Source organism: Bacteroides sp. MSK.18.37, from assembly GCF_019129155.2.
GTDB classification, from domain to species: domain Bacteria; phylum Bacteroidota; class Bacteroidia; order Bacteroidales; family Bacteroidaceae; genus Bacteroides; species Bacteroides ovatus.
Genome location: NZ_JAHOIB020000001.1, coordinates 6,658,432 through 6,682,076, shown reverse-complemented (window position 1 = coordinate 6,682,076; position 23,645 = coordinate 6,658,432). Strand labels below are relative to the sequence as shown.

Annotated in this window: 28 protein-coding genes and 2 pseudogenes; 10 read left to right on the top strand and 20 right to left on the bottom strand. The window is 43.1% G+C overall.

The features are described 5' to 3' along the window. The first annotated feature begins 2 nt into the window (after positions 1 to 2). On the top strand, positions 3 to 740 hold the full coding sequence (locus tag KSX81_RS26340) for a DNA-directed RNA polymerase subunit alpha C-terminal domain-containing protein (RefSeq protein ID WP_004310167.1): 738 nt from the start codon (positions 3 to 5) through the stop codon (positions 738 to 740). A gap of 3 nt (positions 741 to 743) precedes the next feature. Next, entirely contained in the window at positions 744 to 2,930 is a 2,187-nt protein-coding gene (locus KSX81_RS26335) for a type IV secretory system conjugative DNA transfer family protein (RefSeq protein WP_004310166.1), read from the top strand. A 123-nt stretch (positions 2,931 to 3,053) separates the two neighbouring features. On the opposite strand, the gene KSX81_RS26330 is transcribed toward KSX81_RS26335, so the two are convergent. From KSX81_RS26330 to KSX81_RS26320, 3 genes are read right to left on the bottom strand one after another with little or no spacing between them, the layout of a single operon-like run. Then, on the bottom strand, positions 3,054 to 3,410 hold the full coding sequence (locus KSX81_RS26330) for a hypothetical protein (RefSeq protein WP_004310165.1): 357 nt from the start codon (positions 3,408 to 3,410) through the stop codon (positions 3,054 to 3,056). Between the two features lie 33 nt (positions 3,411 to 3,443). Beyond that, positions 3,444 to 3,716 (bottom strand): hypothetical protein, encoded by a 273-nt coding sequence (locus tag KSX81_RS26325; RefSeq protein WP_004310164.1) that lies wholly within the window; start codon positions 3,714 to 3,716, stop codon positions 3,444 to 3,446. A gap of 7 nt (positions 3,717 to 3,723) precedes the next feature. Beyond that, positions 3,724 to 3,999: a hypothetical protein gene (locus KSX81_RS26320; RefSeq protein WP_065739955.1), complete on the bottom strand. Its 276-nt coding sequence runs from the start codon at positions 3,997 to 3,999 to the stop codon at positions 3,724 to 3,726. A 295-nt stretch (positions 4,000 to 4,294) separates the two neighbouring features. On the opposite strand from KSX81_RS26320, the gene KSX81_RS26315 reads away from it, so the two are divergent. Further along, positions 4,295 to 4,432: a hypothetical protein gene (locus tag KSX81_RS26315; RefSeq protein WP_081305297.1), complete on the top strand. Its 138-nt coding sequence runs from the start codon at positions 4,295 to 4,297 to the stop codon at positions 4,430 to 4,432. Positions 4,433 to 4,502: 70 nt separating this feature from the next. On the opposite strand, the gene KSX81_RS26310 is transcribed toward KSX81_RS26315, so the two are convergent. Beyond that, positions 4,503 to 6,242, bottom strand: a complete 1,740-nt coding sequence (locus KSX81_RS26310; RefSeq protein ID WP_181989547.1) for a ParB/RepB/Spo0J family partition protein — start codon at positions 6,240 to 6,242, stop codon at positions 4,503 to 4,505. 48 nt (positions 6,243 to 6,290) lie between these two features. On the opposite strand from KSX81_RS26310, the gene KSX81_RS26305 reads away from it, so the two are divergent. After that, positions 6,291 to 6,527 carry a hypothetical protein gene (locus KSX81_RS26305; protein WP_005777345.1) on the top strand — a complete coding sequence of 79 codons (237 nt, stop codon included), beginning with the start codon at positions 6,291 to 6,293 and terminating at the stop codon, positions 6,525 to 6,527. A 269-nt stretch (positions 6,528 to 6,796) separates the two neighbouring features. Then, positions 6,797 to 8,116, top strand: a complete 1,320-nt coding sequence (locus KSX81_RS26300; protein ID WP_117833881.1) for an ATP-binding protein — start codon at positions 6,797 to 6,799, stop codon at positions 8,114 to 8,116. 70 nt (positions 8,117 to 8,186) lie between these two features. Here KSX81_RS26300 and KSX81_RS26295 read toward each other — a convergent pair whose 3' ends face one another. Together KSX81_RS26295 and KSX81_RS26290 are read right to left on the bottom strand one after the other, a co-directional pair. Continuing rightward, on the bottom strand, positions 8,187 to 8,441 hold the full coding sequence (locus KSX81_RS26295; RefSeq protein ID WP_004310159.1) for a hypothetical protein: 255 nt from the start codon (positions 8,439 to 8,441) through the stop codon (positions 8,187 to 8,189). A 6-nt stretch (positions 8,442 to 8,447) separates the two neighbouring features. Then, positions 8,448 to 8,540 (bottom strand): annotated as a pseudogene (locus KSX81_RS26290) (ParA family protein); the annotation flags it as partial. Position 8,541: 1 nt separating this feature from the next. Between KSX81_RS26290 and KSX81_RS26285 the strand changes: the two are divergent. Both KSX81_RS26285 and KSX81_RS26280 read left to right on the top strand, forming a co-directional pair. Continuing rightward, a pseudogene (locus KSX81_RS26285) lies at positions 8,542 to 8,991 on the top strand (hypothetical protein); the annotation flags it as partial. A 5-nt stretch (positions 8,992 to 8,996) separates the two neighbouring features. Then, the gene (locus tag KSX81_RS26280) at positions 8,997 to 10,679 is read left to right on the top strand and encodes a zincin-like metallopeptidase domain-containing protein (protein WP_032577413.1); all 1,683 of its coding nucleotides are present in this window, start codon (positions 8,997 to 8,999) and stop codon (positions 10,677 to 10,679) included. A gap of 54 nt (positions 10,680 to 10,733) precedes the next feature. Here the strand turns inward: KSX81_RS26280 and KSX81_RS26275 are convergent, their stop codons facing one another. The 4 genes from KSX81_RS26275 to KSX81_RS26260 all read right to left on the bottom strand — a co-directional run bounded on the left by KSX81_RS26275 (position 10,734) and on the right by KSX81_RS26260 (position 12,516). Next, positions 10,734 to 11,105: a hypothetical protein gene (locus KSX81_RS26275; protein ID WP_004308703.1), complete on the bottom strand. Its 372-nt coding sequence runs from the start codon at positions 11,103 to 11,105 to the stop codon at positions 10,734 to 10,736. A gap of 10 nt (positions 11,106 to 11,115) precedes the next feature. Further along, a complete protein-coding gene (locus tag KSX81_RS26270; RefSeq protein ID WP_004308705.1) occupies positions 11,116 to 11,400 on the bottom strand; it encodes a hypothetical protein in 285 nt (94 codons plus the stop codon). A gap of 4 nt (positions 11,401 to 11,404) precedes the next feature. After that, positions 11,405 to 11,599 carry a hypothetical protein gene (locus KSX81_RS26265; RefSeq protein ID WP_004313635.1) on the bottom strand — a complete coding sequence of 65 codons (195 nt, stop codon included), beginning with the start codon at positions 11,597 to 11,599 and terminating at the stop codon, positions 11,405 to 11,407. A 431-nt stretch (positions 11,600 to 12,030) separates the two neighbouring features. After that, complete coding sequence (locus KSX81_RS26260) at positions 12,031 to 12,516, bottom strand: hypothetical protein (protein ID WP_217725900.1); 486 nt, start codon at positions 12,514 to 12,516, stop codon at positions 12,031 to 12,033. A gap of 15 nt (positions 12,517 to 12,531) precedes the next feature. On the opposite strand from KSX81_RS26260, the gene KSX81_RS26255 reads away from it, so the two are divergent. Beyond that, a complete protein-coding gene (locus KSX81_RS26255) occupies positions 12,532 to 12,768 on the top strand; it encodes a hypothetical protein (protein ID WP_117833921.1) in 237 nt (78 codons plus the stop codon). Between the two features lie 201 nt (positions 12,769 to 12,969). Here the strand turns inward: KSX81_RS26255 and KSX81_RS26250 are convergent, their stop codons facing one another. Both KSX81_RS26250 and KSX81_RS26245 read right to left on the bottom strand, forming a co-directional pair. Further along, complete coding sequence (locus KSX81_RS26250) at positions 12,970 to 13,326, bottom strand: hypothetical protein (protein WP_008640420.1); 357 nt, start codon at positions 13,324 to 13,326, stop codon at positions 12,970 to 12,972. A 175-nt stretch (positions 13,327 to 13,501) separates the two neighbouring features. Further along, positions 13,502 to 13,972, bottom strand: coding sequence for a hypothetical protein (locus KSX81_RS26245; RefSeq protein WP_004308716.1), 471 nt, complete (start codon positions 13,970 to 13,972; stop codon positions 13,502 to 13,504). 469 nt (positions 13,973 to 14,441) lie between these two features. Between KSX81_RS26245 and KSX81_RS26240 the strand changes: the two genes are divergently transcribed. Beyond that, positions 14,442 to 14,615, top strand: a complete 174-nt coding sequence (locus KSX81_RS26240) for a histone H1 (protein WP_004323432.1) — start codon at positions 14,442 to 14,444, stop codon at positions 14,613 to 14,615. Positions 14,616 to 14,744: 129 nt separating this feature from the next. Here the strand turns inward: KSX81_RS26240 and KSX81_RS26235 are convergent, their stop codons facing one another. From KSX81_RS26235 to KSX81_RS26205, 7 genes are all read right to left on the bottom strand, one after another. Then, positions 14,745 to 16,187 carry an OmpA family protein gene (locus tag KSX81_RS26235; protein ID WP_004308721.1) on the bottom strand — a complete coding sequence of 481 codons (1,443 nt, stop codon included), beginning with the start codon at positions 16,185 to 16,187 and terminating at the stop codon, positions 14,745 to 14,747. A gap of 53 nt (positions 16,188 to 16,240) precedes the next feature. Then, a complete protein-coding gene (gene mobV, locus KSX81_RS26230) occupies positions 16,241 to 17,698 on the bottom strand; it encodes a MobV family relaxase (RefSeq protein WP_032946564.1) in 1,458 nt (485 codons plus the stop codon). Positions 17,699 to 17,904: 206 nt separating this feature from the next. Continuing rightward, the gene (locus tag KSX81_RS26225; protein ID WP_008640423.1) at positions 17,905 to 18,765 is read right to left on the bottom strand and encodes a hypothetical protein; all 861 of its coding nucleotides are present in this window, start codon (positions 18,763 to 18,765) and stop codon (positions 17,905 to 17,907) included. A 24-nt stretch (positions 18,766 to 18,789) separates the two neighbouring features. After that, positions 18,790 to 19,347 carry a hypothetical protein gene (locus tag KSX81_RS26220; protein ID WP_004323436.1) on the bottom strand — a complete coding sequence of 186 codons (558 nt, stop codon included), beginning with the start codon at positions 19,345 to 19,347 and terminating at the stop codon, positions 18,790 to 18,792. Next, positions 19,344 to 19,739 (bottom strand): hypothetical protein, encoded by a 396-nt coding sequence (locus KSX81_RS26215; RefSeq protein WP_008640424.1) that lies wholly within the window; start codon positions 19,737 to 19,739, stop codon positions 19,344 to 19,346. Before KSX81_RS26215 ends, KSX81_RS26220 begins: the two co-directional genes overlap by 4 nt. Positions 19,740 to 19,749: 10 nt before the next feature. Next, the gene (locus tag KSX81_RS26210; RefSeq protein WP_004308726.1) at positions 19,750 to 20,196 is read right to left on the bottom strand and encodes a hypothetical protein; all 447 of its coding nucleotides are present in this window, start codon (positions 20,194 to 20,196) and stop codon (positions 19,750 to 19,752) included. Positions 20,197 to 20,213: 17 nt separating this feature from the next. After that, complete coding sequence (locus tag KSX81_RS26205; RefSeq protein ID WP_004323439.1) at positions 20,214 to 21,263, bottom strand: hypothetical protein; 1,050 nt, start codon at positions 21,261 to 21,263, stop codon at positions 20,214 to 20,216. Positions 21,264 to 21,498: 235 nt separating this feature from the next. On the opposite strand from KSX81_RS26205, the gene KSX81_RS26200 reads away from it, so the two are divergent. Continuing rightward, positions 21,499 to 22,143, top strand: a complete 645-nt coding sequence (locus KSX81_RS26200; RefSeq protein ID WP_032946524.1) for a recombinase family protein — start codon at positions 21,499 to 21,501, stop codon at positions 22,141 to 22,143. 369 nt (positions 22,144 to 22,512) lie between these two features. Here the strand turns inward: KSX81_RS26200 and KSX81_RS26195 are convergent, their stop codons facing one another. Further along, on the bottom strand, positions 22,513 to 23,193 hold the full coding sequence (locus KSX81_RS26195; RefSeq protein ID WP_217725901.1) for a hypothetical protein: 681 nt from the start codon (positions 23,191 to 23,193) through the stop codon (positions 22,513 to 22,515). Positions 23,194 to 23,645: the final 452 nt, after the last annotated feature.

Sequence of the window (23,645 nt, the reverse complement as noted above, 5' to 3'; positions counted from 1 at the left end):
ATATGAAAGATACGGATATATTTTTCAGCATAGCATTGATGATATTGGGAATTGTCCTCATGTATAAGTCCATGAAAGGTAATTCATGCCGACAAATACTGGCAAAACTCGCAGATTCCATAGCATCGGATAAAGAAGATATTAATTTTCAAATTAAAAGGTTCGGCTACCTTTTGGACGAAATGACTGCCGATAATGAAAAAAATTCAATCTTGAAGCGTCATGCCGACAGACTGGAGGAACTTGTCACGCAATTAGACCGCACACGAAACGAGCTTGAAACAAGTAATCTGTCAATGGCGGATATTAACGGAGAGTTGAAAAGAAGTAATGCCGAACTTGTAAAGAGAGCAACCCAATTACGCAATGAGATACAGCAAGACGAGCTTGTCATCCAAAAGATGCAAGAACGCCTTGATTCTCTCAAAAGAATCAAAGTGGGGCTTGAAATAGCCCTGAATAACATTCAGGCAGAAGAAGTACACTATCTCTCGGAACCGGTATTCAGTTTGGGTATTACCCCATCCATCAAAAGCCATCTTGAATCTCATGGAATATTATATATCGGAGACCTGATTCATCTTAACGAGCAATATCTCATGGAAATCTGGGGTATCGGTCCGGTAACACTTGATAAGATAAAAACAAAACTGAACGAGAATGGTGCATGGTTCGGTATGGATGTAATCAGAGTAGGTAATCATTGGTATCGTAGAAAACAAGGACTAATAACAGACTGACTTATGGAAGAAAGTAAGGAATTGCAAGGGTTCTATAAAATATTCCGCACAGTGGTATATGTGTCCGTGCTGCTGGAGTTCTTTGAATATGCCATTGACCCTGCAATGCTCGACCACTGGGGCGGCATACTGACCGACATTCACGGACGCATCAAACAATGGATGATTTACCACGACGGCAATCTTGTGTACAGCAAAATCGCAACGGTACTGCTTATCTGCATCACTTGTGTCGGAACGCGGAACAAGAAGCATCTGGAGTTCAACGCACGCCGGCAGGTGGTGTATCCATTGACGAGTGGGTTATTGCTGCTCGTACTCTCTGTATGGCTGTTCGGCCATACGATGGAAACAAGGCTTTATACCTTACCTCTGAATATCATTCTCTATATGATTGCCTCCATTGCTGGCGTAGTACTGGTACATATCGCATTAGACAACATTTCAAAGTTCATCAAGGAGGGACTGATGAAAGACCGTTTCAACTTCGAGAATGAAAGTTTTGAACAATGTGAAGAAAAAGTCGAGAATGAATACAGCGTAAATATCCCCATGCGATACTACTATAAGGGTAAATTCCGTAAGGGGTGGATTTCTGTAAGCAACTGCTTTCGAGGAACATGGGTAGTTGGAACACCGGGATCGGGTAAGACTTTCAGTATCATAGAGCCGTTTATCCGACAGCATTCGGCCAAAGGTTTCGCCATGGTGGTGTATGACTACAAGTTTCCTACATTGGCGACCAAGCTCTACTACCATTACAAGAAGAACGAGAAACTGGGCAGAGTACCCCAAGGGTGCAAGTTCAACATGATTAATTTTGTGGATGTGGAGTACAGCCGTCGGGTGAATCCAATTCAGGCAAAGTACATCAACAATCTTGCGGCGGCCAGCGAAACGGCGGAAACATTATTGGAAAGCCTACAAAAGGGTAAGAAAGAGGGAGGCGGCGGAAGCGACCAGTTCTTCCAAACCTCGGCGGTAAACTTCCTTGCCGCTTGTATCTACTTCTTCGTGAATTATGAACGTGAACCCTACGATGCCAACGGCAAGCCTCTATATGCGGAAAGACAGCAAGATCCGCAGACCAAATTCTGGAAACCGACAGGTATCGTGCGCGACCGTGAAGGCGGCAATATCGTGGAACCTGCCTACTGGCTGGGAAAGTATTCGGACATGCCACATATTCTGTCATTCTTGAATGAAAGTTATCAGACGATTTTCGAGGTACTGGAAACTGACAATGAGGTTGCTCCGCTGCTTGGTCCATTCCAGACAGCTTTCAAAAATAAGGCAATGGAACAATTGGAGGGTATGATTGGCACGTTACGTGTTTATACCTCGCGTCTGGCAACCAAAGAGAGCTACTGGATATTCCACCGGGATGGCGATGACTTCGACCTGAAGGTGAGTGACCCGAAGAATCCGAGTTACCTGCTGATTGCAAATGACCCGGAAATGGAATCCATCATCGGTGCATTGAACGCTCTTATCCTAAACCGTCTCGTTACCCGTGTGAATACCGGGCAGGGGAAAAATATTCCTGTGAGTATTATAGTGGACGAGTTACCGACACTTTACTTTCACAAAATAGACCGTCTGATAGGTACGGCGCGAAGCAATAAGGTGAGTGTAACGCTCGGCTTTCAGGAACTACCGCAACTGGAAGCCGATTATGGTAAGGTAGGTATGCAAAAGATCATTACGACGGTAGGTAATGTGGTAAGCGGCTCGGCACGTGCCAAAGAAACGCTGGAATGGTTGTCCAATGACATCTTCGGCAAGGTGGTCCAGGTCAAAAAAGGCGTGACTATTGACCGGGACAAAACAAGTATCAATCTCAATGAGAATATGGATAACCTTGTGCCTGCCTCGAAAATCTCGGATATGGCAACCGGATGGATATGCGGTCAGACGGCACGGGACTTTGTGAAGACGAAAACAGGTATGGGCGGTTCAATGAATATTCAAGAATCGGAAGAGTTCAAGACTACAAAGTTCTTCTGCAAAACAGATTTTGATATGGCAGAAATCAAGAAAGAAGAAGCGGCGTATGTGCCGCTGCCGAAGTTCTACACTTTCAAGTCGAGAGAGGAACGGGAGCGCATCCTATATAAAAACTTCGTACAAGTGGGGCAAGATGTGAAAGAGATGATAAAAGACGTTCAAAATAAGCGCAACGCGAAATAAAAATCCGGCTGTCTGACATATAATGTAAATAAAAACAACAAAAACAAAAACCGTCAGTACAATCGTACTGGCGGTTTACTACTAACTAATCTCTTCTTCTGGTTTATCAGGAGAGCTACCTGCTTAATAATTGGGTGAGTTGCTGATGGCAATTTTTTCGTATTCCTCTTTGTCAGTACCGCATTCAATTGCCCTGTCAATGACATCCCCTAACTCGTTGTAACAAACTTCTTCATTGACACACTCTGCATCTTTGCCTTTCAACAGATATACCTCATAATAGTCCGACCCATTAAGTGCAATAATGACGTATCCGGTGTGTAACAGTCCGTTTACTTTGATACGAAGTGCAGGCAGGTCTTTGAAGATGGTGGCTGCAAACTCTGCGATACCCCATGACATGAGGACGGGCATAGGGGTAAGTCCTATCAACTGCTCTTGAATGGTCTGTGCTATTTGTATTACATACTCTTTTTCCATAACTATGCTATTTTTAAGATGATTATTGTTTTTTTATTCGAACCATTCCGGGTTGTCCTTTTTCAGTTCGGCAACCAATTCTACGTCTGTCAGTCGCAGGTTTGCCATGTCGGTAAAGAAGAAAACCTCGTCATAGATTCTTTCGGCTTCCTTGCTTGCGAAGCCTTCGTTTTCATCGTTGAAACTACCGGGCTGAAGGGCATCAAGCAAGGTAATCGAGCCGATAAGGAGTTCTTCACCCTCGTTGGATTCCACCACACGGCAAGGATAGTTATTGCCGCCAAATTGTACTTCTTGTGTTTTCATACGCTTGTTATTTTAATGGGATATGCTTTCCATTTGTCTTGAGGTATTCCATAAGACACTTTGCTTCTTCATGTGATGCACGATTGCGGTCATCATAGTGACGTGTCTCATCCGCCATCACAATGATGCACTCCTTAAACAATCTATAGAGGCTCTGTTGCAGTGTGGGGTGCATATCAGGTATAGCGGCTGCAAAACGCTTGGGATTGAAACTAAAACTATTCACTGCCATTTCCCATTCTTTGGCAAGTTTGTACTCTTTGCTTTCTTTGATGTTGTCCATTGTCATGAAATTTTAATGATTTATTTTTCTTCCCTCTGTTCGGTTCTATATTCTGTCTGAACCGCTTGGGATTTACAGATGCTTTACAGGACTGACGAACAAGCTACTTCCAACGCTTTTTTTGGAAAATTACTCTTTCACAGAAAGGAAGAATTTTATAAAAATGCACTTCAAAGCGATGGAATCAAGTGTGGCAGTCCACCTTCGCGTCTGGAAAACCAATCGGCGAGGACAGGAAGGAACCGGAGAAGGAATAAGATGGAAAAGATAAAAAGGAGGAAACTGATAGGTATAAATGAAGACGGGTGGCGGCGGGGTATCGGGAGGTAGCTATAAATGGGATAGAAAAGGCATAATCGCGCGGATGGCGGGTTTGCCCGGCAGACGCGCCGCCCGACAACGGTTTGGAGCAGTTGTCCGTGAACATCTTTAATCTAATTACAAATTAGGAACGAATAGAGGACAGATTACTCCACCCTCTATTCGTTGGTTACTGATTATGGTTAAGCTGCAATATCTTCCTCTTGTGGCTGTTCTTCGGTCTGCATCCCTACTTCGGATTGCTGTTTGTCAGATTGCTCCGCTTCCTGCTTTGCTTGTTCCTGCACCAAAAGAACGGCTTTTTTCTCTTCGATACGTTGGTGACGCTTCTCATACACTTCATTATGTCCGTTCTTGATGTCTGCCAACAGGTCGGGCATATGTTTTTGTGCGAAGTCAAGCAAGAGGGATGCAATGGCATTGTTGCCGTATGCGTTCTTGAAATTAGCAATTAGAAAATCCCTGCGAATAATCGCTTTCTGCTTGCTCGTGAGGTTGGCAATGATGTTTATCTTTTCTTCATCTGTAAGGTAGGAATAAGGCTTTTTTTCCTCGATACCTACCGCTTCGAAATGCTCTTTGCGGAGGGATGATAGCAAGAAGAAATAAATCATCTTGTCCTCGTCTTGCCCAAACTTGCAATCGGACATATCAACCTCCAAAATCTGTTTTTTTGTGTCCTCTACAGTCTTTTCAAGGGCAATTTCCTTGTTGCGTTTGTCTTGCTTTTCCAACTTCTCTACCGGTGAAAGCGTCTGCTCCTGTTTTGTGTCATTGGTAGTACAGGTAACTTTCGGAACATAACAGAGTACGATGTCCTTGCTCTCAATACGGAAATAAAGGATGATTTCACCTGCTTCACTTCGGGTACGGATTTCTTCGCATTCTTCCGTGTAATCGTTCAAATCCTGTTCGAACTCGCTCTGTGCCTGTTCGTATTCTTCGGTGGTGTCGTACTCATCTTTTCGGGGTGCTTCGGGCTGTTCGGGATATGCCTTTGCATAATAGTTAAGGCTTTCCACTTCGTAACCCATGGCGGTAAGACGTTCTACTACGGCTTCATTGCTGTTGAAACTTTCATAGCAGAGGGATACCTCAGGGCGTTCTTCCATAAGGCGCACGGCTTTCTCCGTGAGATATGCTGCATTCATTTCAGCAAGGCAAGTACGATTGGCGCAATTTCCGCAACCACCCTCGCAAAATAACATCATATTATTTGTATTGTGAGGACACGACAGACAGAGGGTCTTGTCAAATGCGTATCGCTCCAAGTCGGTGGTATATTGCCGTTCGATGTTCCGTGCAACATCAGAGGCTTTCATTCCTCGCCAACTATTGTACTGCATCCCCTCTTTAAGATGCTTGTTGTACACCTCTTTCTGAATATCTTCCCCATAACGGCAAATTTCGCTCGCTACGCTGATTGTGATTTCGTCCTGTTCCAAAAGCTGTGCGATTTCGGGCATTAAGGAAACGAATTTAAGGCGTGTGCGGATATAGCTTTCGTTTTTACCGAACTGCACCGCCAAAGACTGCACATCGTGGCGACCACTATCAATGAGCTTTTGGTAGGCATTTGCTTCCTCTATCGGGGTAACATCCTTGCGCTGGAGGTTTTCAGTTACCGCCATTTCTTCGGCAACTTCGTCTGAAATTTCCATAACGACAGCCGGAATGTCTTCCAATCCTGCCATGAGGGAGGCACGATATCGGCGTTCTCCAAAAACAATCTCAAAGCGGTTGTCTTCTATTGGGCGTACTCCAATAGGCTGTAACACACCCTGCTGACGAATACTCTCGGAAAGTTCTGCAAGGCTCGCTTCGTCAAAATTCTTACGTGGGTTGTAATTGCTCGGCTGCACGTTTGCCAATGCTACCATTGTGATGTTTTTCTCTACTGATTGAATTGCTGTTGCTTCCATAATCATAAAAATTTAATTGGTTTTAATATTTAATTTTTTATTTTCCCTTTGTTCGGTTCTCTTTTCTGCCTGAACCGCTTGGGATTTACAGATGCTTTACAAGGACTGACGAATAAGCGATTTCCGACGCTTTTTCCGGAAAATTACTCTTTCGCAGAAAGGAAGAATTTTATAGGAAATGCACTTCAAAGCGACGGAATCAAGCGCGGCAGTCCACCTTTGCGTCTGGAAAACCAACCGGTGATGGCAGGAATGGACCGGATGAGTGGCATTAAAAGAATATAGAAAAGGAAGAATACGCTGAAAGGCGGATGGTAAAACGGATGGAACTATAAAGGGATGATTAACGATACAACGGGACAAGCGGAAGGACGTAAGACCAGACGGTGTAAAACAGGAATGGAACTTACCGGATAAAAATCCTTTGAGCCATTTCGCTAAATAAATCTGTATCAATTGCCTGTTTTACCAGAAATTTGCATTATTTTTGCAGTAACGAAACAGCCGTTTCGGAAACAGCCGTTTCGGAAACAGCAATAAAAAAGGATAAGGATATGAGATTTTTTGACAGGACAGAAGAAATAGCCTCTCTTCGCAAGATTCGCGAAATGGCCAAAAACAATGCTCAGTTTACAGTGGTAACGGGACGTCGCCGTATCGGTAAGACATCACTCGTGTGGAAGGCATACGAGGACGAACCGATTCTCTATTTCTTTGTTGCCCGGAAAGCCGAAGGCGATTTGTGTGAGGATTACCGGCTTGAAATAGAGAACAAGTTGGGAGTCCCAACCATGGGGCGGGCAGAACACTTCACCGATGTGTTCGAGTACCTGATGAAACTTTCGGCAGAACGTCCCATCACACTCTTTATCGACGAGTTCCAGGAGTTTTTCCGTGTGAACAAATCGGTGTTCAGCGATATGCAGCGCATCTGGGATCTATACAGCCCGAAGTCCCGTATTAACCTGATTGTCTGTGGTTCGATTTATTCCATGATGACAAAGATATTCAAGGATAAGAAAGAGCCGTTGTATAACCGGCAGTCGCGCTTTATGACTGTGCGTCCGTTTACCCCAACTGTTCTGAAAGATATTCTTTCGGAATACAACCCCGGCTACACGGCAGAAGATCTGCTGGCCTTGTACGCTTTCACGGGCGGTGTGGCGAAGTATGTACAACTACTCGTGGATGCAGGAGCAACAACCAAAACGACTATGCTCGACCAGATTATAAAGGCCGACTCCATATTTTTGGGCGAGGGTAAAGCGATTCTTATCGAAGAGTTCGGCAAGGATTACGGAATCTATTTCTCCATACTATCGGCCATTGCACGAGGAAAAACATCCCGTTCGGAAATTGAAAACGTGGTAGGCAAGGAAATCGGCGGTTATCTTACCAAGCTGGAGAAAGAATACGAAATCATATCGAAGAAGCAACCGCTGTTCGAGAAGAGTTCCGCCAAGAATGTCCGGTATGTCATCGAGGATAATTTTTTCACGTTCTGGTTCCGCTTCATCTACAAGTACAGCTATATGCTGGAGATAGAGAACTATGGAAGTGTGAAGATGATTATAGGTCGGGATTATGAAACTTTCAGCGGTCTGATGCTTGAACGTTACTTTAAGCGTGTACTGATAGAACGGCAAGTCTATACGCGTATCGGAGGCTGGTGGGACCGCAAGGGTGAGAACGAAATAGACATAGTAACTGAAAACGAACTGGACGATACGGCGACATTTTTCGAAGTCAAACGCAAGGCCGAAAATATCGACATGGAAAAACTGGAAGCGAAAGCAGCCGCTTTCATGCGTGCAACGGGAGAGTTCAAAGGTTATTCCCTGTCATACAAAGGGTTGTCAATGACTGATATGTAGCAATACATATCGGCATAACGTACTAACAGAAGTCACTGATTTAAAAGAACGGGAAGCGAGGAACATACCCTCACTTACCGTTTTTTTCCAAATACTCCTTCATCGCCTCATTTACAATGTCTCTCAATGACATATTCTTCTCAATAGCAAGGAATTTCATACGCGTATGAACACTCTTGTCGATAACGAAATTGCAATGTACCGCAGGCTCTTTTTCAGTTTTAAGCGGTGTGGCTTCCTTCTTTTGCGGAGATTTCTTCGTGGATGACAGCAATCCGTCCAGTCCGCTTTTCATACTGTCTTTCAATAAATCACTCTTGCCCATATTGTCTTATTTTAATTTCAAAACCTCTTGTGCCAAAGCTATATAATCTTTGGCTCCATTGCAGTTCTTATTGTACTCAAAGACGTTCTTTCCCTTTATTGCCGGAAAGGAGGTTTCCAAATATCGAAATGGTTCCCGCATCGAGGTTTCGGGGACAATGTATCTCAAACACCGTGGTGACAAACTTTATTTCAATCTTTTTATTAACGAAATTCGTACAGCTACGGCAGATGCGAAAGATACGGTCAAGGGCGAATTAGTATTTCGAGGTAAGGTCGGGCAGCATATCGAGGAAAAAAGGGATAAGAAAGACCAGCCTTACACAATGTTTTCGGCATTCAGTACGGAGAAAGTAGAGGATGGCTTTGAATACCAATGGGTACGTTTTTTCTGTTTTGGCAAAGAACGCGAAGCATGGTTACAGCCGGGCGTGCGAGTGGATGCCAAAGGTGAAATATCCCTTTCGGCATATAACGGAAAGCTGAATGTTTCATGCAAAGTGGAAGAACTTGTACAGTATGTAGCAGATTCGTCTAATTCCAATCAGTAAAGGATATGGCCGGATATAAAAAACAGCACACGGACGGGCCGAACAGCGAAGATAAAGCATTAGACCTCTTCGCTGAAATGATGATTGAGAAAATCGAGAGTATCCGTAAGGATTGGAGAAAGCCATGGTTCACGGAAGGAGCGTTACAATGGCCCTGCAATCTTTCCGGACGCGAGTATAATGGTATGAATGCCATTATGTTGCTTATACATTGTGAAAAGGAAGGTTACAAGATTCCGCGCTTCTGCACTTTTGAGTGTGTACAACGGCTCAACAAATCCGATAAGGACAATCAGGAGAAACCTCGTGTTTCTGTACTTCGTGGAGAGAAATCATTCCCAATCATGCTGACTACATTCACCTGCATACACAAGGATTCTGGTGAGAAGATTAAGTATGATGACTACAAAAAACTATCTGATAACGAGAAGAAGGAATACAATGTTTATCCTAAGATGCAGGTATTCCGAGTCTTTAACGTGGCACAGACCAACTTGCAGGAGGCAAGACCGGAGCTGTGGCAAAAACTCGAAAAGGAGTATTCGCTACCGAATATTGAGAACGGAGAGTATTTCAGCTTCGCTCCCGTCGATGCGCTGATAAAGGACAATCTGTGGATTTGTCCGATCAAACCACAGCATCAGGATAACGCTTACTACTCTATATCGAGAAATGAAATCGTTGTGCCGGAAAAGGAACAGTTCAAATCTGGAGAGGCGTTCTATGGAACACTATTCCATGAGATGACACACTCGACCGGTGCGGAAGGAGTTCTCGACCGTATCAAGCCGACAACTTTCGGCTCGGCAGAGTATGCGCGCGAAGAATTGGTAGCCGAGTTAGGCAGCGCATTGGTTGCCCAACGTTACGGCATGACGAAACATATAAAAGAGGACAGTTGTGCCTACCTCAAAGGATGGCTCGACGAATTGAAGGAATCGCCACAATTCATCAAGACAACTCTGTTGGATGTGAAAAGAGCGGCTTCTCTGATTACCCAAAAGGTGGATAAGATTGCACTGGAATTGGAGCAGAACATTGATGAAGAGCAAACAGTAGCACCGAAAGAAAAAGTGTATTATTCTTCCGTGGCCTATCTTCAGCTTACCGATGACACGATGCGGTTGGACGCATTCAAGGATAAGGGGGACTACGAAGGACTGCTGACTCTCGCCAAGGAGTATTATGACGGTAACGGCATTAACGAAGAATATACTTATTCTTCTCCCATACAGAACCGAGGAGACAATCTTTTGATTGAGGACAAGGATTTTGCTGTGGTGTACAATGGGAGTGTCGGAGGAACTTATGAAGTGATGCTGAAATTCACGGAAAAGGAAGTACGCGACCATATCAGGCGTTATGGTATCGAACATGCTGGAGATACGTTAAAAGGGGTAGCCAAGGAGATGGCTGCGGAACAATTCGCTATCATGACACAACAAAAGATTCCTGCATTTGAAATGCCGAATGGTGATGTGCTGTATGTCAGCTATAATAAAGAATCCGACATGATAGATATCGGGCCAGTTACTAATGCGGGACTTGTCGCACAACATCGTTTCCCATACGACCATAATGCTTCGTTGGATGCCAACCTGCAAACCGTGAACGAAAAGCTGAATAATATGGAGGAATACCGGGAAGAGCTACAAGAAGCAGAGTACAGCGGCGGAATGCGCCGATAAAACGGAAAAAGATGCGGAGCTGTTTGCTCCGTACCTTTTCTTGAATTTATTTTATTACTCTAACAAATTATCTATCATAGACTGTAAATTTGTTATATCGCAATACTGATTATGTCCCCCTCTGTAATCTTTCGCGTGTTGGGCTGTCCGGATTAAGAAAGAATCGAGTTCTATTTTTACACCGCTACCCATTCGGGACAAACCGGAAGAGTGACTGATGTAAACGAATTTACCGTTACGTTCTATGAAACAAGAGGTATTATAATGCCCCTTTAAGTTGAATGTTACTTTTGCGCCAACGGCTGTTGCGTACTTGGAAATCTCACGTACTAAGGCCGTTTGGAAACTGCGGTATTTTTTTGAAACATAGACTCCTGCATCTGCAAGGATTGCGTTCTGCCATTTGGTATAAAAATTCTGTGCCATATTTTTAATATTAATTCTGTAAATAATTCTCCCAATTCTCTTTGTCAATAGTTAATTTGTTCATTTCCCAATCGTATTCCACTTCCGGCATATCAGAATAAGGGAAATACACAGTGTAGCCTATCTGTCCATAAGAACAATGTAGCGGTATAACGCAAATCTCCTGACCACAATAAGGCTGTGGCGTACAATATTTCTTCCAATCAAAACGACCTGCTGCTATATTGCAGCAAAGTAATTTTAGAGTTACTATACCTTTCCAACTCTGAAAATCTTTTTTATAACCTTTTTTCATACTACTAATGTGCTATATTATAATAAACTTCGGGTTCACTTGACACGTTGTAAATCCAGCTTCCGCAACGTACCAATAGAGCATTCTTGCCATAATAGAGTTTCTTCATTCCGGTTATACTTCCTGTTATGTGAAAGTTAGGGAAACGACTGATGTCTATTTTCTGTGCATCGCATCTGTAGAGTGTTTTAGTTCTCATTGCATTTATTTTTTTAAGTTGTTTTTTATTTCCCTCTTCTTGAAGCCTTCCGACTTTACCCAAGAGGTTGTTTCATGTGCATTTTCAACGGTGGATGCAAGAACTATGAGCAAGTAACCGGAATGAAATTTTATGAATACCGGAATCTGTGATTGCGGAAGGTTACGTCAAATTTCATTTCAGGTAGCAACAGCGGTACTTGAACATCGTTTGCCACCGTACCTTTGCGCACGAAACAAACAATGGTGCATGTCGGGACTGTGAGAATGTAATACAATTAGAACAGGTAATATAGAATCGGTAAAAGAGGCTGTGAATTGGTAACAGAGGTTCGGCAGAACATGGTCTATAAAAGTAACCGGACTGTTATATAGGAAGATGATAACCACCCGCTTGAGTTGCGGGTGGCTTTAAAAAAATTATATGGAGTATCAGAAGTGATAGTCGATGACTCCTCCGATATAGAGTATCGTTCCCGGTTCAAGCGTACAGACAAACTCCATAAATGCAAAAGATTTTTCGGCAAATGACTGGTATCCCTCTCCGTCCAAATAGAAATGATACGCAATATCCAATGGATTTTCCAATGCCTTTTCAAGTTGATAAACAGGGCCTACAAACTCCAACATATTTTCCGTCGTAATAGCTTCAGCTTTCTTACAGATGTTAGTCACAAAGTTCTCTTTCCATTGTTCCACACCACCAATGTAGCGTATGGTGTCATCACCTACAAGTTCGAACATATCTTTTGGTAGAGCAGTATTGACCAAATAACGAATATCCTCCTTACGTTCTTCGTCATCTATCTCCGCACAATAGTCATAGAAACTGCCATCTCCTTGATGGAGAGTGTCTTCATTCAGATAGTTTTCTTTTTCTATCCACATTTTAGAAATCTGAAAAATTCGGCTGTGCATAATTTTGAAATTTAAATGATTAAACTTTATTCCCTTTACTTGAAGCTCTTCCGGCTTCTTGTCTGGAATGATTTTTATGCGAAATTGACAGCAAGGAAAGGATGGATAAGGCAAGTAAACAGTGGATGGAATGAAGTGGAATACCCAAATCTTCGATATGCGGAAGGCTGCCACAAGTATCCGGGAACTGTTAGCGCAGCGTTACTTGACCATTCTAAAGCTGTATCTTTGCATACAAAATCTCTCAGATAAGAACTGCCGATGTGCGATATAAAGAATATCCGGATTGGAAGAATATAAAAGACTGGAGAAGCACTCTGAGACTGTATAAAAGGACTGAAGGCGACAAAGTCTCCCCAATCTGCATGGCAAATCAGAGAAGCTTATCGGATAATGATAGTTCGCTGCACGCTGTCAGCATACCGTCATTTCGTTTTCTGCATCGGATTAGTCTTAGCCTGCGGCATATTCATAGATGTTACAGAAAGAATTGTCGTTTTCATCTTTCCGTTGTTCGGCAATAGCAAGAATTTCTGTTATTGATTCGACAGACTGACCGCTTATCACCTCAAACCACTTGAATACTTCTGTCTGGTTGACAAAATATTCCTTGTACCATTTGTCGTCTGGAGTACATAGGTCTGCAATGTACTTGTCGGGAAAGTATTTACCCTCTTGGTCATTTGTCCAGTACTCCGCCAGACCCGACTCTTCCGATTGATAGAAATAACATAGTGTTGGGAATTTCTCACATACCAGTTCAAGTGTTTCATCACACGGAAACCAAGCTGTTTCCGTTGTGAATTTCAAGAATGTCAGGCCAATAAATGTGTTATACTGTTTAGAAACGGAGTACGACGAGTAAAAAAGGAATAGGACCGGTTGTGGGAGTTCGGTGGAGCATGGCTATAAGAGTAATCGGGCTGAATATACAATACAAGGAAATGCTATCCACCCGCTTTGGCTACAGGTGGATATGTTATTGTCATTCCGCACCTCTCATGATGGTGAGTTGGTCGGGACGGTTAGGAAACCAATAAGAATCACTGTCAATATATACACATCTGCCACTATTACAGAGATTCCCAAAAGCTAAGACCTCACAAGGTCCAAATATCACTCCATAATCGTTTGTAAACGCCACCATATCTCCCACACTCAAGTCGTTTTCCGTATCCATCACCTTGGAAAGGTGGTCGTAAAACTCAATACCTTCAGCTTCACGTTCTGTTTTCCAACGCAAAAAGTCTTCTTTATGACTTCTACCGGTATGTATCGGTGATAATTCAGAAGGAAAAACCTCCGCTTCCGAAGTATCAGATGCAATCAAAATAACGCTATCCTCTTCAATGTTTTCCGGAATAGAAGCCACTTGGTAAACCCCATTAGACAGACCACTATCTGGGTCATGCCAATAAAGAAGATTACCCAACTTGATAAAATCGTATTTTCCCATATTCTTTGATTTATTATTTCCCTTTGCTTGAAGCTCTTTCGGCTTCTTGCCGGGGATTGATTTTTATGCAGGATTAACAGTGGAATAAGGGCGATAAGACAAGTAAACAGTAAATGGAATGGAACGGAATACCCAACCTTCGAATGTAAGAGCAGAAGCAGGCTTGTCCTTTTATACCTTGCAATGAGAAGGGGACTGAAAGTCAATCTTTGATTTGAGGAAGGCTGCCGTAAAATATCCAGGAACCGTTAGCATAGCGGTGCTTGACAATCGTCCGGACACTGTACCTTTGCATATAAAATCTCTTCGGCCAGATTTGCCGATGGTGCGATAAGGGAATACTCAGAATGGAAAAACATAAAAAGGGGTATCATATTATAGGCGAAATATATAACAGAGCTAATATAAGTCCTAAAAAAATATTTTTGCTATCTTTGCCAGAGTATTATATAATATTAAGAACATAACAATGGAAAAAACATTTACACAAATCTGTGAATTGTTCGATCAATTCTCAAAAGATGCCAACCTCCAGATGGAGAAAAGCAACAAAGCTGCCGGAACTCGTGCCCGCAAAGTATCACTTGAACTTGAAAAACTTCTCAAACAGTTCAGAAAAGAGTCACTCGAAGCATCGAAATAATTTTCATTCTGGTTCTGACAGTAGGAAAATGGCGAACTTCACGTGTACCATATCGAAAAAGCCTCTTCGCTTCACAGCGGAGAGGCTTCATTGATTATGACAAAGTTAAACATCAATTATGCGAAATTTCTATTTCGCTTTTGGAAAAAACAACTCCACTTTCGTATGTCTGTTGGCTTCCACGGGCGTATAGTCGGCAATTCCACCTTTGCTAACTCTGATAATCCGCTTGGCTGGTATTCCACGTTGTTCCAGTTCTGCGGTAATAAAACCTGCTCTCGATATACTCAAAGAATCATTGATACTTGATGTTCCTGTAGAACTGTCAGCAGCACCAGTTACCCTCACGGATAAACTGTATTTCTTAGCTACACGAGCCAGTTCGTCAAGATTAAGCCTCTGTGAGGTATCCGTCAGATGTGTCGTATTGAGAGCAAAAAAGAAATAGATGGGTGTACCGATGCACTCTCCATCAGCGTATGAAAGAACCGTGGAATCCATAGCGAGGGTGTCCTGATGGGCGGACTGCACATTTCGGGAAGCCGTGTAATTATATGATGGCTTTCCATTCTCTGTCTGAAGAATAGTCGTGTCAAGAGGTGACGACCCGTCCCAATAGCTATGCTTCAATCTTGCACGAAGCGAGTTCAAACCGCTATAATTATTTATAGGATATCTGCATCCGGTTATATCGTCGTTGTCAAAGATATGGCTATATGTATCGAGTAGTCCTTCGATTTCCAGAATTTTCTTTAATTCCACGAGCGTTCGCTTATCTTGATTGTGACGTCCCACATAACGCCTGTTCTCCTCCGAAAGGAAGTTGCCATAATCGACAAGCAGTTCGTTCCGATGGATGTATGGTGCCGTATCCACTGCGCGCTTCCAGCCGACCTTACCGAGATGAAAGGTGAATCCGGCAGTCAGCGAAAGCATGTGATCGCCCAGACGGTTTGGATAGCCATATCCGTCGAAATCCTGGAATGTAGTTGTGTTAGAGAGTTCCAGCATAGCACTAACCCGTTTGGAAATACGGTATTGTGTTAGTATGCCGTAAGAAAGCGCAAAGGGATTGTTCCCGTTGGTGGCGTTATGTAGCAGACCGACACCCATAAAGGGTGCAAGCCTCCAACGTACCTGTTCCTGTCGGGCATATCTGCGTCCAAGGAGATTCCACAGGAGATCTGCATGGATATAATGGTAGTCCTGCGTAGATAATTGTGCATCCTTAAACTGCAAGCCACTATAATTTACCCTTGCGCCGACCAAAGGAGTAAACCATTTGCCGACGGCGAGGCTGTACGAAGGTTTCACTCGTCCAAAAAGGTCTTCACAACCGAGAGGTGTACCAAGAAAAACTGTCGCACCTCCGGATATGCTAACAAACCAGTTGCCGGTTCGAGATGCCGGAAGTAGCACCCCGTTGAGATAGACGGGCTGCATCGGTTGAAGCAATTCCGCTACTTCATAATGAATAGTGTGTCGTACAGTGTCCTTCTGTACGGGTTGTACACTTGCTTGTGCCTGCAACGTGCAGAGCAAAGCGAAGATGAAAATAATTTGTTTCGTCATATTCCAATGATTTCATTAGTTATACTTTTAATCTGGTGTAAAGCGTATGCCATTTACCGTTTAGATTTCTTGCCGATAGTCGAGCGCATCATGCGGCTCGCCATCCTCATACAGCGAAGTGCCCATGCTCGATTGTCCTCGTCCTCGTCGCGTCCCCATTTGAGGTCACTCCCTCCGCCTCCACCACCATGTGATTCGGCAAATGTAGTGGCATCATCTACCATTCCGAGAAATAGCATTGTCGCACAGTGCATGATTTCCGTACCCCGCTCGGCGATAGACTGTACCAGTGAACCGTCAAAGAGCTGCCGTTCTGAAACATTCATTTGTGCCGATGCGTTACGATACTCGCTGATTACACTCTCCAGTAGGACGTCTTTAAACAAGCTATCCACTTTGGAGTGTACATCACGGGAATATTGATAGGCCTCCTCTTTGAGTTCTTCGGTACGTTCTTCAATGGCTCCCATATCCTTTTTCAGTTCGATGAGTTGCCGGTCAGCCGTCTGCAACTTTTCCTGCTTGTCTGCCAGTTGTCTGATGATTCCTTGCAGCTCTTTTTCCAACATTTGTATTTGGATTGCCAATTCTGCCGCATTGCCTTTGTTTTCTTTTAAATTGTACTCGGCTGCCGATAACAAGGTTTCTTTTTCAGTTTTCTGCTTTTCAAGATTGCTAATCATTGTCGTAAGCCCTTTGACTCTGCGTTCTGCCAACCGGATGTCTGATTGAAGTTCACCCAATACCTGTTGATGGAGTTTGATATTATCCTCGATTGTTGTACACTCTTCAGACAACATTCGGCGGTATTCCTCAGTCGTTCTGTGCCGTGCACCCGTTTCGGATATGCTTGTTCCTCTTGACATTCCCCACTTTGTATTGACTTCTGCGAAAAAGTCCGTATGAAGTTGTTTCATTCTTGCACTATATTCAAACTTATCCTTACCGGCGAAGATTTCCTTGTACGCAAAGCGACTATCCTTGATTGGCAGAAGCGTACAGTGGATATGCGGGTTCAATTCATCCAGATGTACAATGAATGCAGCGATGTTCTGCTCACCATATCTGCCACAAACGAATGAATAAACATCCTTGGCCCAGCGTTCAATGTCACGCTTCCGTTCGATGCGGGTATTGTCCGCACCTTTTTCAAAGTCCACCTGTTGCGTACCGAAAGCAAGTTCCTGCATTCGCTGCCGTGAACCGCCGAAGATGATATTTACCACCGTGCGGTATTTTGGTTCGAGCAGCCCCTCATTAGGATCTTTGATTCCACGGTGACTCAATATGTCCGCCATCCGTTTGGGAATGCTACGGCTTGTGTCGATGGGATGTATTTTACCTCCGGGCGCAATCTCGAAGTTCAGCCGTTTACGCGTAGGATCATAATTTCCCTTACTCATAGCGTACTTCTCTGCCTTTTCACTACGGTCACGCAGATGTTCATTACTTTGGGCGGTGGTAATCCCTTTCGACACCTGCACGTCGAGTACCTGTTTTTGATTTGCCATACGTTTTTCATATTGTTTCGGACAATCTACCGTGTCCCAGCTTGCTGCTTGTTCGGACACCCTTCCCACCAACGTCAGGCAGGTGGGGTATTAGGCTCCCCCTTCCCTTTGTTCGTGGCAGGCGGGCAAGCCCGGATGCCTTCTATAACTGGCAGGGGGGCTTCACTGGATACAAAAGTGGATTGTTGCGGTTATACATTCTGTTTTCAACCTCCAATCTGATACGTTGCCTCCTGTGCCTTTGCCGCAAATGCCAGAAAAGGCTTAAAAAGCGTTTTAAGGAACTCCCTGTCATCTTCATCATAATCGGAATTTTCATCCCTATCTACATCAAGAATAAGCCCGGCAATACCTTTCGAAGTTGCAATAAGTCCTGTCCAGTCTCCATACAATTCCAATCGGAAGTAGTCCATAAACTCTGCACTGTCATCGAATCTCGACTTACGCAGTGCCCGTTGTATAGCGGCAAATGTAATGCACTCCAAAGCTACCATACGAATCTTGACAGCTCGTTCATCATCATCCGCTGCCGGATTGATGCGAGTGATACTGTCCGGAGATGGGCAGCTATCGCATATGCCAGCTTCATCCATTGCCCGACGAACAAGTTGCTCACACTTGATTCCGATCTCGTCAAGGGACACTTTGCCGATTATCCAATCGGACAATGCCTCACGTAGCTGTTCTGCAAGGTTCAACTTCTTCTGTCCATTGCAAGACTCCGTGGATTGGCTGGTTTGCACAGTCATGGTAATGATGACGCTTTTGGAAAGCCGGATGCGATTCAACAAGCCGAACTCTTCCATTACATCCAAAAAAGAACGGACAGTAGCCCTATGCCAATGCCATTCCGATGAAAGGTCAGAAACAGTCACGTGGCACTGGTTGGGTTGAAGTTCGTAGCCTTTGTTCCTTAAAAAAGGGGAAACAAAACCTGCCAAAGATTTATCCAATAAATCACAGAAGGCTTCTGTCTTTGTTTTTCGTTCACCGACTTTCTCCTTGAGGTAGTCAAATACTTCTCTGTCTGCCAATATAGGGACAGCTATTTTCTGCTTGGTTTTCATTTTCATTTCATTTTTTAATTATTACTATTGTGCGGATATATCAGTGTTGCCGCTATCCGCATCTTGCGGCAATATCGCGTGATGATGGTCATAATAACTTTCGGCTAATAGTCTGGGGAATTTCATCCATTCAGAGATTATGCCTATGTCCTGAAATTCGGTCATAACCCGAACAGAGGGATAGAACAGGGCAGCCAAAAGAAGATAGGCGGCAGTTACCGCCGTTGTGTACAAGTGTGGAACAAAACTGATGGCCAAAGCCACCAATGAGAGTATGACAAACATACATGGTCGGTCACATAAACCTCTTAACAATCTGTCCGCTCTCCTAAATGAATATATAGTGGCACAGATAGCAGTTGAAAGAAAAACACCGAACTCGCCAACATGTCCGCTGATGTAAACATAGTGGAAGAGCAATAGCAGAATCAATACGACCTGTACATATAGTTTACGAGCCTTTACACTGTGTATCATAGCATCGTAGAACCTTACCATAAAAGAACGGTGGCTTTTGTACAATGCTAATGGCAATACGAAAAGCGTTATACAGAAGATAAGTTGTAGTATATTCCAAATCATAAATAATAGGGTTTCTCGCGTATTTGAATGGGGGATATCATCAACTCTAATTGGACAATATTGTGGGTGGCCAATAGGATGATAACTTCGGCGTCCCTCGGTGAAAGGTATATCGCTGCTTTCTTAATACGTTGCTTGAACGTATGCTCCTGCTTACGGTAGGCTGCCAATGCCTTATCCAGTTTATGTTCCGGAATTGTCCATGTCATGCCTTTGGCGTATGAGCCTTTGTCTTTGTAAGCCCGCAGTACCAACGTGCGGGAAACAATGTAATTGATATATCCGTTTCTTGACAAAGCATACTCCTTATAGAAATTGTCATCAACAACCTCTATCCATGTCCGGTATTCCCTAATCCAATAAACCATTTGTCGGTATAGTGTGTCCCGCATAACATGACCATTAAAGGAAATCCATCAAGAGATCGTCTTTGTTCTTCTTATACTTGAATGTGCCACTTTTGGAATGAAGATCCAAATCAAGGCACAGCTCGCCGTACATCTGCTCAAGAGAATCATAGATGGTGACAAGAATGCTATTTACCTTACCGTCTGCATCTGTCTTGCAATTCATCTTGAACATCTGTCCAAATGCCGGGTTGGAGTATGCACAGGTGCTATGCCCGAATTTGTCAGCGTGCGTGGGGATGTGGTGGTAGAGAGTTATAAGCTCCATATCGTCCTCAAACAGATCCATCACTTCCTCCAAATCGTAAGGGTCGCGTAGCGGGAAGGTCAGTAGAGCGTAGTCACCGTAGAATTGTGCTTCCTCCATTGTCGTCACATCGAGTAGTTGCGGTAGTTGCAGAGGGACAAATGTCATAAAGTCATTGAAAAAATGTCGTAACATATTCATTTTTTATATTGTTAGAGCGTCTGTATGAAAATATCCATAAGCATTCCTGGCAGTTCAGTCAGTTGACCACTTTCCGATTGCAGGATTCGGCTCAAGGTTTTGAACGCCACAGGTGTCTGTGCCGCCATCCTGTCAAGTTGTTTCCGTTCTTTATCGGAAAGCAATGTCATAGAGAATCCGTCCAGTGAAGTATAAGGGTGGATAAGCATCCATATATAAGCATGTGCTTGCGAAGAAGTCTTGATTTTTTTGTTCCGAACATCTTCTATACAAATCTGCATATTTTGTATTTGGCGACGATTGGTGCGCATTGTCAAATAAAGCATAGCCTCCCGATAGGTAATCTCCTTTCTCTCAGCGGCAAAGAATATCTGCGAACAACACTGTTCAGTACCACGTGTGATGTCAGCCATACTCTCACCTTCGAAATCGTGCAAGTGAGAGAGGAACGCACGGAATATAGCATCTTCTTTAGTGATATAAGTAATCAGTTCATTGCGGCTATGTATGCCGTTACGGATAGTTCGAGTCAGTAACATACGGTAAGCCGCAAGGATTTCCTCTTTGTTACCCTTATGAAGCGGAAGATTATCCAGTGAGTTGAAAAACGGGCGGATTTCTCCAGCGGCATGATGCAGTTCCTCATCATTGTTATAAGGTGAGAACTCTCCTTTGAGAGCCAAAAGTTCCTGATAAGTACGCGTCTTTGAGAGGGCTAAGCGTGAGAACTCAGTGCGGATAGAATCATGCAGTCTGATACACTCTTCACGCTGATTGGAATGGGGGTGGCTGAGCGTATCATTCCGGAGATACCTAAAAACAGAGTCTTTTACAGTTTGCCATTGTAGGATATGCTTGGTCAATACTTGAAATGAGGAATCTTTCTGACGTCGTATATTGTATAAGTACTCCCTGTATATTCCGGCAGGATCGTTCGTAGCTTCAGACAATGATTTGCCATTTCTATCGCTGCATGATATCAGGCCCAATATGGCCAATGAAACGATACATCTTCCAGTCAAAAATGATGGAGTCTTGTAGTATGATTTTAAAATTTTCATATTTAACAATTCATATTTAACGATGCAAATCTATATATTATTTTTATTGTAAAAGCTCTTTTATATCGCATTTAGTATAATTTTTGGTATCATATTAATAATATGATTATCAATGAAAACAAGTGCAAGAAAAAAAGCTAAAAAAAGGATTCAGCGAGATTTTTGCCACGATATGATTTTAGATTAAAATGAAAGTGCTATATTTGCACTTGTTATCAAAACAGTGTATATTAAAATGGCAAAAGTTGGCTATATATTCAAGGAAAATAATGACAGTTTTGATGCTGAGAGAGAATGGATGCAGCGATACGGTTGTGTACAAATCGTAGAGGAAACAGTTGAACATGAAACATTGAGACCTATGTGGAAACAGCTTATGGCGAATCTTCAAAGGGGCGATGAAATAGTCATATCCAAATTCAGCAATGCTGCACGCGGTTTAAGAGAACTGGCCGCGTTCATCGAACTATGCCGTATCAAAATTGTACGTGTCATATCCATTCATGACAGAGTTGATACTCGCGGTGAATTATTCCCCGGTACGACAGCAGCCGATGTGTTGTGGATAATAGGGGCATTTCCGGAAGAAATTGCCGCACTACGAAAATATTCCGCTCATGTCGAGAAGTTACGCCAGAATATCAAAGCCCCGGCTATGCCGAAGGTATTACCTAAAGCTGAACGAGATAAGACAATCGTGGATATGTATATCAACGGGCATTCTTTCGATGACATTTGGGCTGCAAGCGGTTTTAGCAGCAAAAGTTCTATTTGGCGCATACTCAATAAATATGGCGTAAAACTTGATCGTGGCCAAACCAGCGGTCCGCGTGTCAAACAGAACCCGAAAGAGGACGGAACAAATGAAGGTGGCTCCTGATAGAATTTTCAGATAATCAGGATCGTATATTTGTTTTTCGGTTATTATTTTGTATTTTTATTATTGTTAAAACTATAAAAGTAAGACTTATGGGAGATATTATAATTGTATTGCTGGTATTCTGGGTTGTCGGCAAGCTCTTGAAGGGCGTGTTTGGCGGTTTCAGTAAAAGCAGCTTCAAAGATGATAAGTAGGCCAGCCAAGGGATGGGATAAATACGGTCAAAAAAGACTGGTTCAAGAGGCGTGAAATTGTAAGAAGGAAGTGGAATGGAATAAATATAAACGGAGCTTCCGGCAACAGGAATCCAGGATATATCGGTTGAGATATACCCTGAATACATGTCGGATATTGTCTGTCCGGAGATGTTTAGGCTTTCCACCTATACCCCTCGTCTGTCAGTTCCAAGTATTCCTCTAATCCCGGTTTTACGAAAAAGACAATTTCAAAGGCTTCGTTACTTCCGTTATCGGGGAATGTCATGTCGGTTTCTCCATTTCGGATAGTCCCTTTGCCCACGTTGGAACCAAGGTCTTCATCCGCATAGGCATATTGAAACTCGACGTCCGGAAATATCTCGGAGAGTGTTTGGATAAGCAGAGGCACACCTTCCCAAGCCGTATCAAACCAAAGCATGTTCGGTTCTTCAAAATTCTGATTAAAGGCATTCCATTTTGTACCCCAGTTGGCAATAGACCATTCATACCAAGTAGGATAACCGTATTTTCCCCAGTTTCTCAGATATGTCATTCCAAGTTGTAATGCTTCTTCCCTGACTTTTTCCTCCTGAATTTCCATCCATTGAATGACTTTCAGGTCGTCCTGTGAATTGAACGGTTTACGTTGCTGTGCTATGATATACTGCATACCAAATTCCCCAGAAGTGGACGCTTCTATCAGTAAGTCCTTTGGCATAGGGATAATGTTGTTGAAGTCAATATAGCAAGGCGTACTGTCTTCATCAGTTTTTCCTTTTAAGAAATCCATCACATTTTGTACTGTTTCTCTGTCTGCGTTTATTTCTAAACGGTTTGTTACATAATTAGGCATGATTTTAATGTTTAAAGAATTGGTTAGTATTAACTTTTATTTCCCATATTGTCGGTTCTTTACTGATTGAACCGTTTTGGGATTTATGGATGCGGTAAACGGATGTCGATACAGCTTCATACGGCAACTTTTCTTGCCAAATTACTCTTGCGCAGGAAGGAAGAATTTTGTAAGAAATACACTTCAAGTAGCAGGATCAAGCGCGATAGCCGACCTTTGCATCTGATAAAACCAAACCGGTGATAGGATGAAGAATAGATGGGAGATAAAATGAAAAATAATTAATATAAAAGAAGAATGCTATTCCTTTTGCAGAAATATAAAAAAGGAATAGAATGATATAATTATAAAAGAGGGGCTATTATTACCCTCTCAATTATAAGAGGGTATGTTCTCAAACTCGCGCCCCTTATTTGTAATACTGTAATACTGTAATACCGCAACACCTCCGT

Excerpts from the sequence above, each read along its gene's own strand:
- KSX81_RS26340 (WP_004310167.1), top strand. The coding sequence starts at position 3 with ATGAAAGATACGGATATATTTTTCAGCATAGCATTGATGATATTGGGA.
- KSX81_RS26335 (WP_004310166.1), top strand. The coding sequence starts at position 744 with ATGGAAGAAAGTAAGGAATTGCAAGGGTTCTATAAAATATTCCGCACA.
- KSX81_RS26330 (WP_004310165.1), bottom strand. The coding sequence starts at position 3,410 with ATGGAAAAAGAGTATGTAATACAAATAGCACAGACCATTCAAGAGCAG.
- KSX81_RS26325 (WP_004310164.1), bottom strand. The coding sequence starts at position 3,716 with ATGAAAACACAAGAAGTACAATTTGGCGGCAATAACTATCCTTGCCGT.
- KSX81_RS26320 (WP_065739955.1), bottom strand. The coding sequence starts at position 3,999 with ATGGACAACATCAAAGAAAGCAAAGAGTACAAACTTGCCAAAGAATGG.
- KSX81_RS26315 (WP_081305297.1), top strand. The coding sequence starts at position 4,295 with ATGAAGACGGGTGGCGGCGGGGTATCGGGAGGTAGCTATAAATGGGAT.
- KSX81_RS26310 (WP_181989547.1), bottom strand. The coding sequence starts at position 6,242 with ATGGAAGCAACAGCAATTCAATCAGTAGAGAAAAACATCACAATGGTA.
- KSX81_RS26300 (WP_117833881.1), top strand. The coding sequence starts at position 6,797 with ATGAGATTTTTTGACAGGACAGAAGAAATAGCCTCTCTTCGCAAGATT.
- KSX81_RS26295 (WP_004310159.1), bottom strand. The coding sequence starts at position 8,441 with ATGGGCAAGAGTGATTTATTGAAAGACAGTATGAAAAGCGGACTGGAC.
- KSX81_RS26280 (WP_032577413.1), top strand. The coding sequence starts at position 8,997 with ATGGCCGGATATAAAAAACAGCACACGGACGGGCCGAACAGCGAAGAT.
- KSX81_RS26275 (WP_004308703.1), bottom strand. The coding sequence starts at position 11,105 with ATGGCACAGAATTTTTATACCAAATGGCAGAACGCAATCCTTGCAGAT.
- KSX81_RS26270 (WP_004308705.1), bottom strand. The coding sequence starts at position 11,400 with ATGAAAAAAGGTTATAAAAAAGATTTTCAGAGTTGGAAAGGTATAGTA.
- KSX81_RS26265 (WP_004313635.1), bottom strand. The coding sequence starts at position 11,599 with ATGAGAACTAAAACACTCTACAGATGCGATGCACAGAAAATAGACATC.
- KSX81_RS26260 (WP_217725900.1), bottom strand. The coding sequence starts at position 12,516 with ATGCACAGCCGAATTTTTCAGATTTCTAAAATGTGGATAGAAAAAGAA.
- KSX81_RS26255 (WP_117833921.1), top strand. The coding sequence starts at position 12,532 with ATGATTAAACTTTATTCCCTTTACTTGAAGCTCTTCCGGCTTCTTGTC.
- KSX81_RS26245 (WP_004308716.1), bottom strand. The coding sequence starts at position 13,972 with ATGGGAAAATACGATTTTATCAAGTTGGGTAATCTTCTTTATTGGCAT.
- KSX81_RS26240 (WP_004323432.1), top strand. The coding sequence starts at position 14,442 with ATGGAAAAAACATTTACACAAATCTGTGAATTGTTCGATCAATTCTCA.
- KSX81_RS26235 (WP_004308721.1), bottom strand. The coding sequence starts at position 16,187 with ATGACGAAACAAATTATTTTCATCTTCGCTTTGCTCTGCACGTTGCAG.
- mobV (WP_032946564.1), bottom strand. The coding sequence starts at position 17,698 with ATGGCAAATCAAAAACAGGTACTCGACGTGCAGGTGTCGAAAGGGATT.
- KSX81_RS26225 (WP_008640423.1), bottom strand. The coding sequence starts at position 18,765 with ATGAAAACCAAGCAGAAAATAGCTGTCCCTATATTGGCAGACAGAGAA.
- KSX81_RS26220 (WP_004323436.1), bottom strand. The coding sequence starts at position 19,347 with ATGATTTGGAATATACTACAACTTATCTTCTGTATAACGCTTTTCGTA.
- KSX81_RS26215 (WP_008640424.1), bottom strand. The coding sequence starts at position 19,739 with ATGCGGGACACACTATACCGACAAATGGTTTATTGGATTAGGGAATAC.
- KSX81_RS26210 (WP_004308726.1), bottom strand. The coding sequence starts at position 20,196 with ATGTTACGACATTTTTTCAATGACTTTATGACATTTGTCCCTCTGCAA.
- KSX81_RS26205 (WP_004323439.1), bottom strand. The coding sequence starts at position 21,263 with ATGAAAATTTTAAAATCATACTACAAGACTCCATCATTTTTGACTGGA.
- KSX81_RS26200 (WP_032946524.1), top strand. The coding sequence starts at position 21,499 with ATGGCAAAAGTTGGCTATATATTCAAGGAAAATAATGACAGTTTTGAT.
- KSX81_RS26195 (WP_217725901.1), bottom strand. The coding sequence starts at position 23,193 with ATGCCTAATTATGTAACAAACCGTTTAGAAATAAACGCAGACAGAGAA.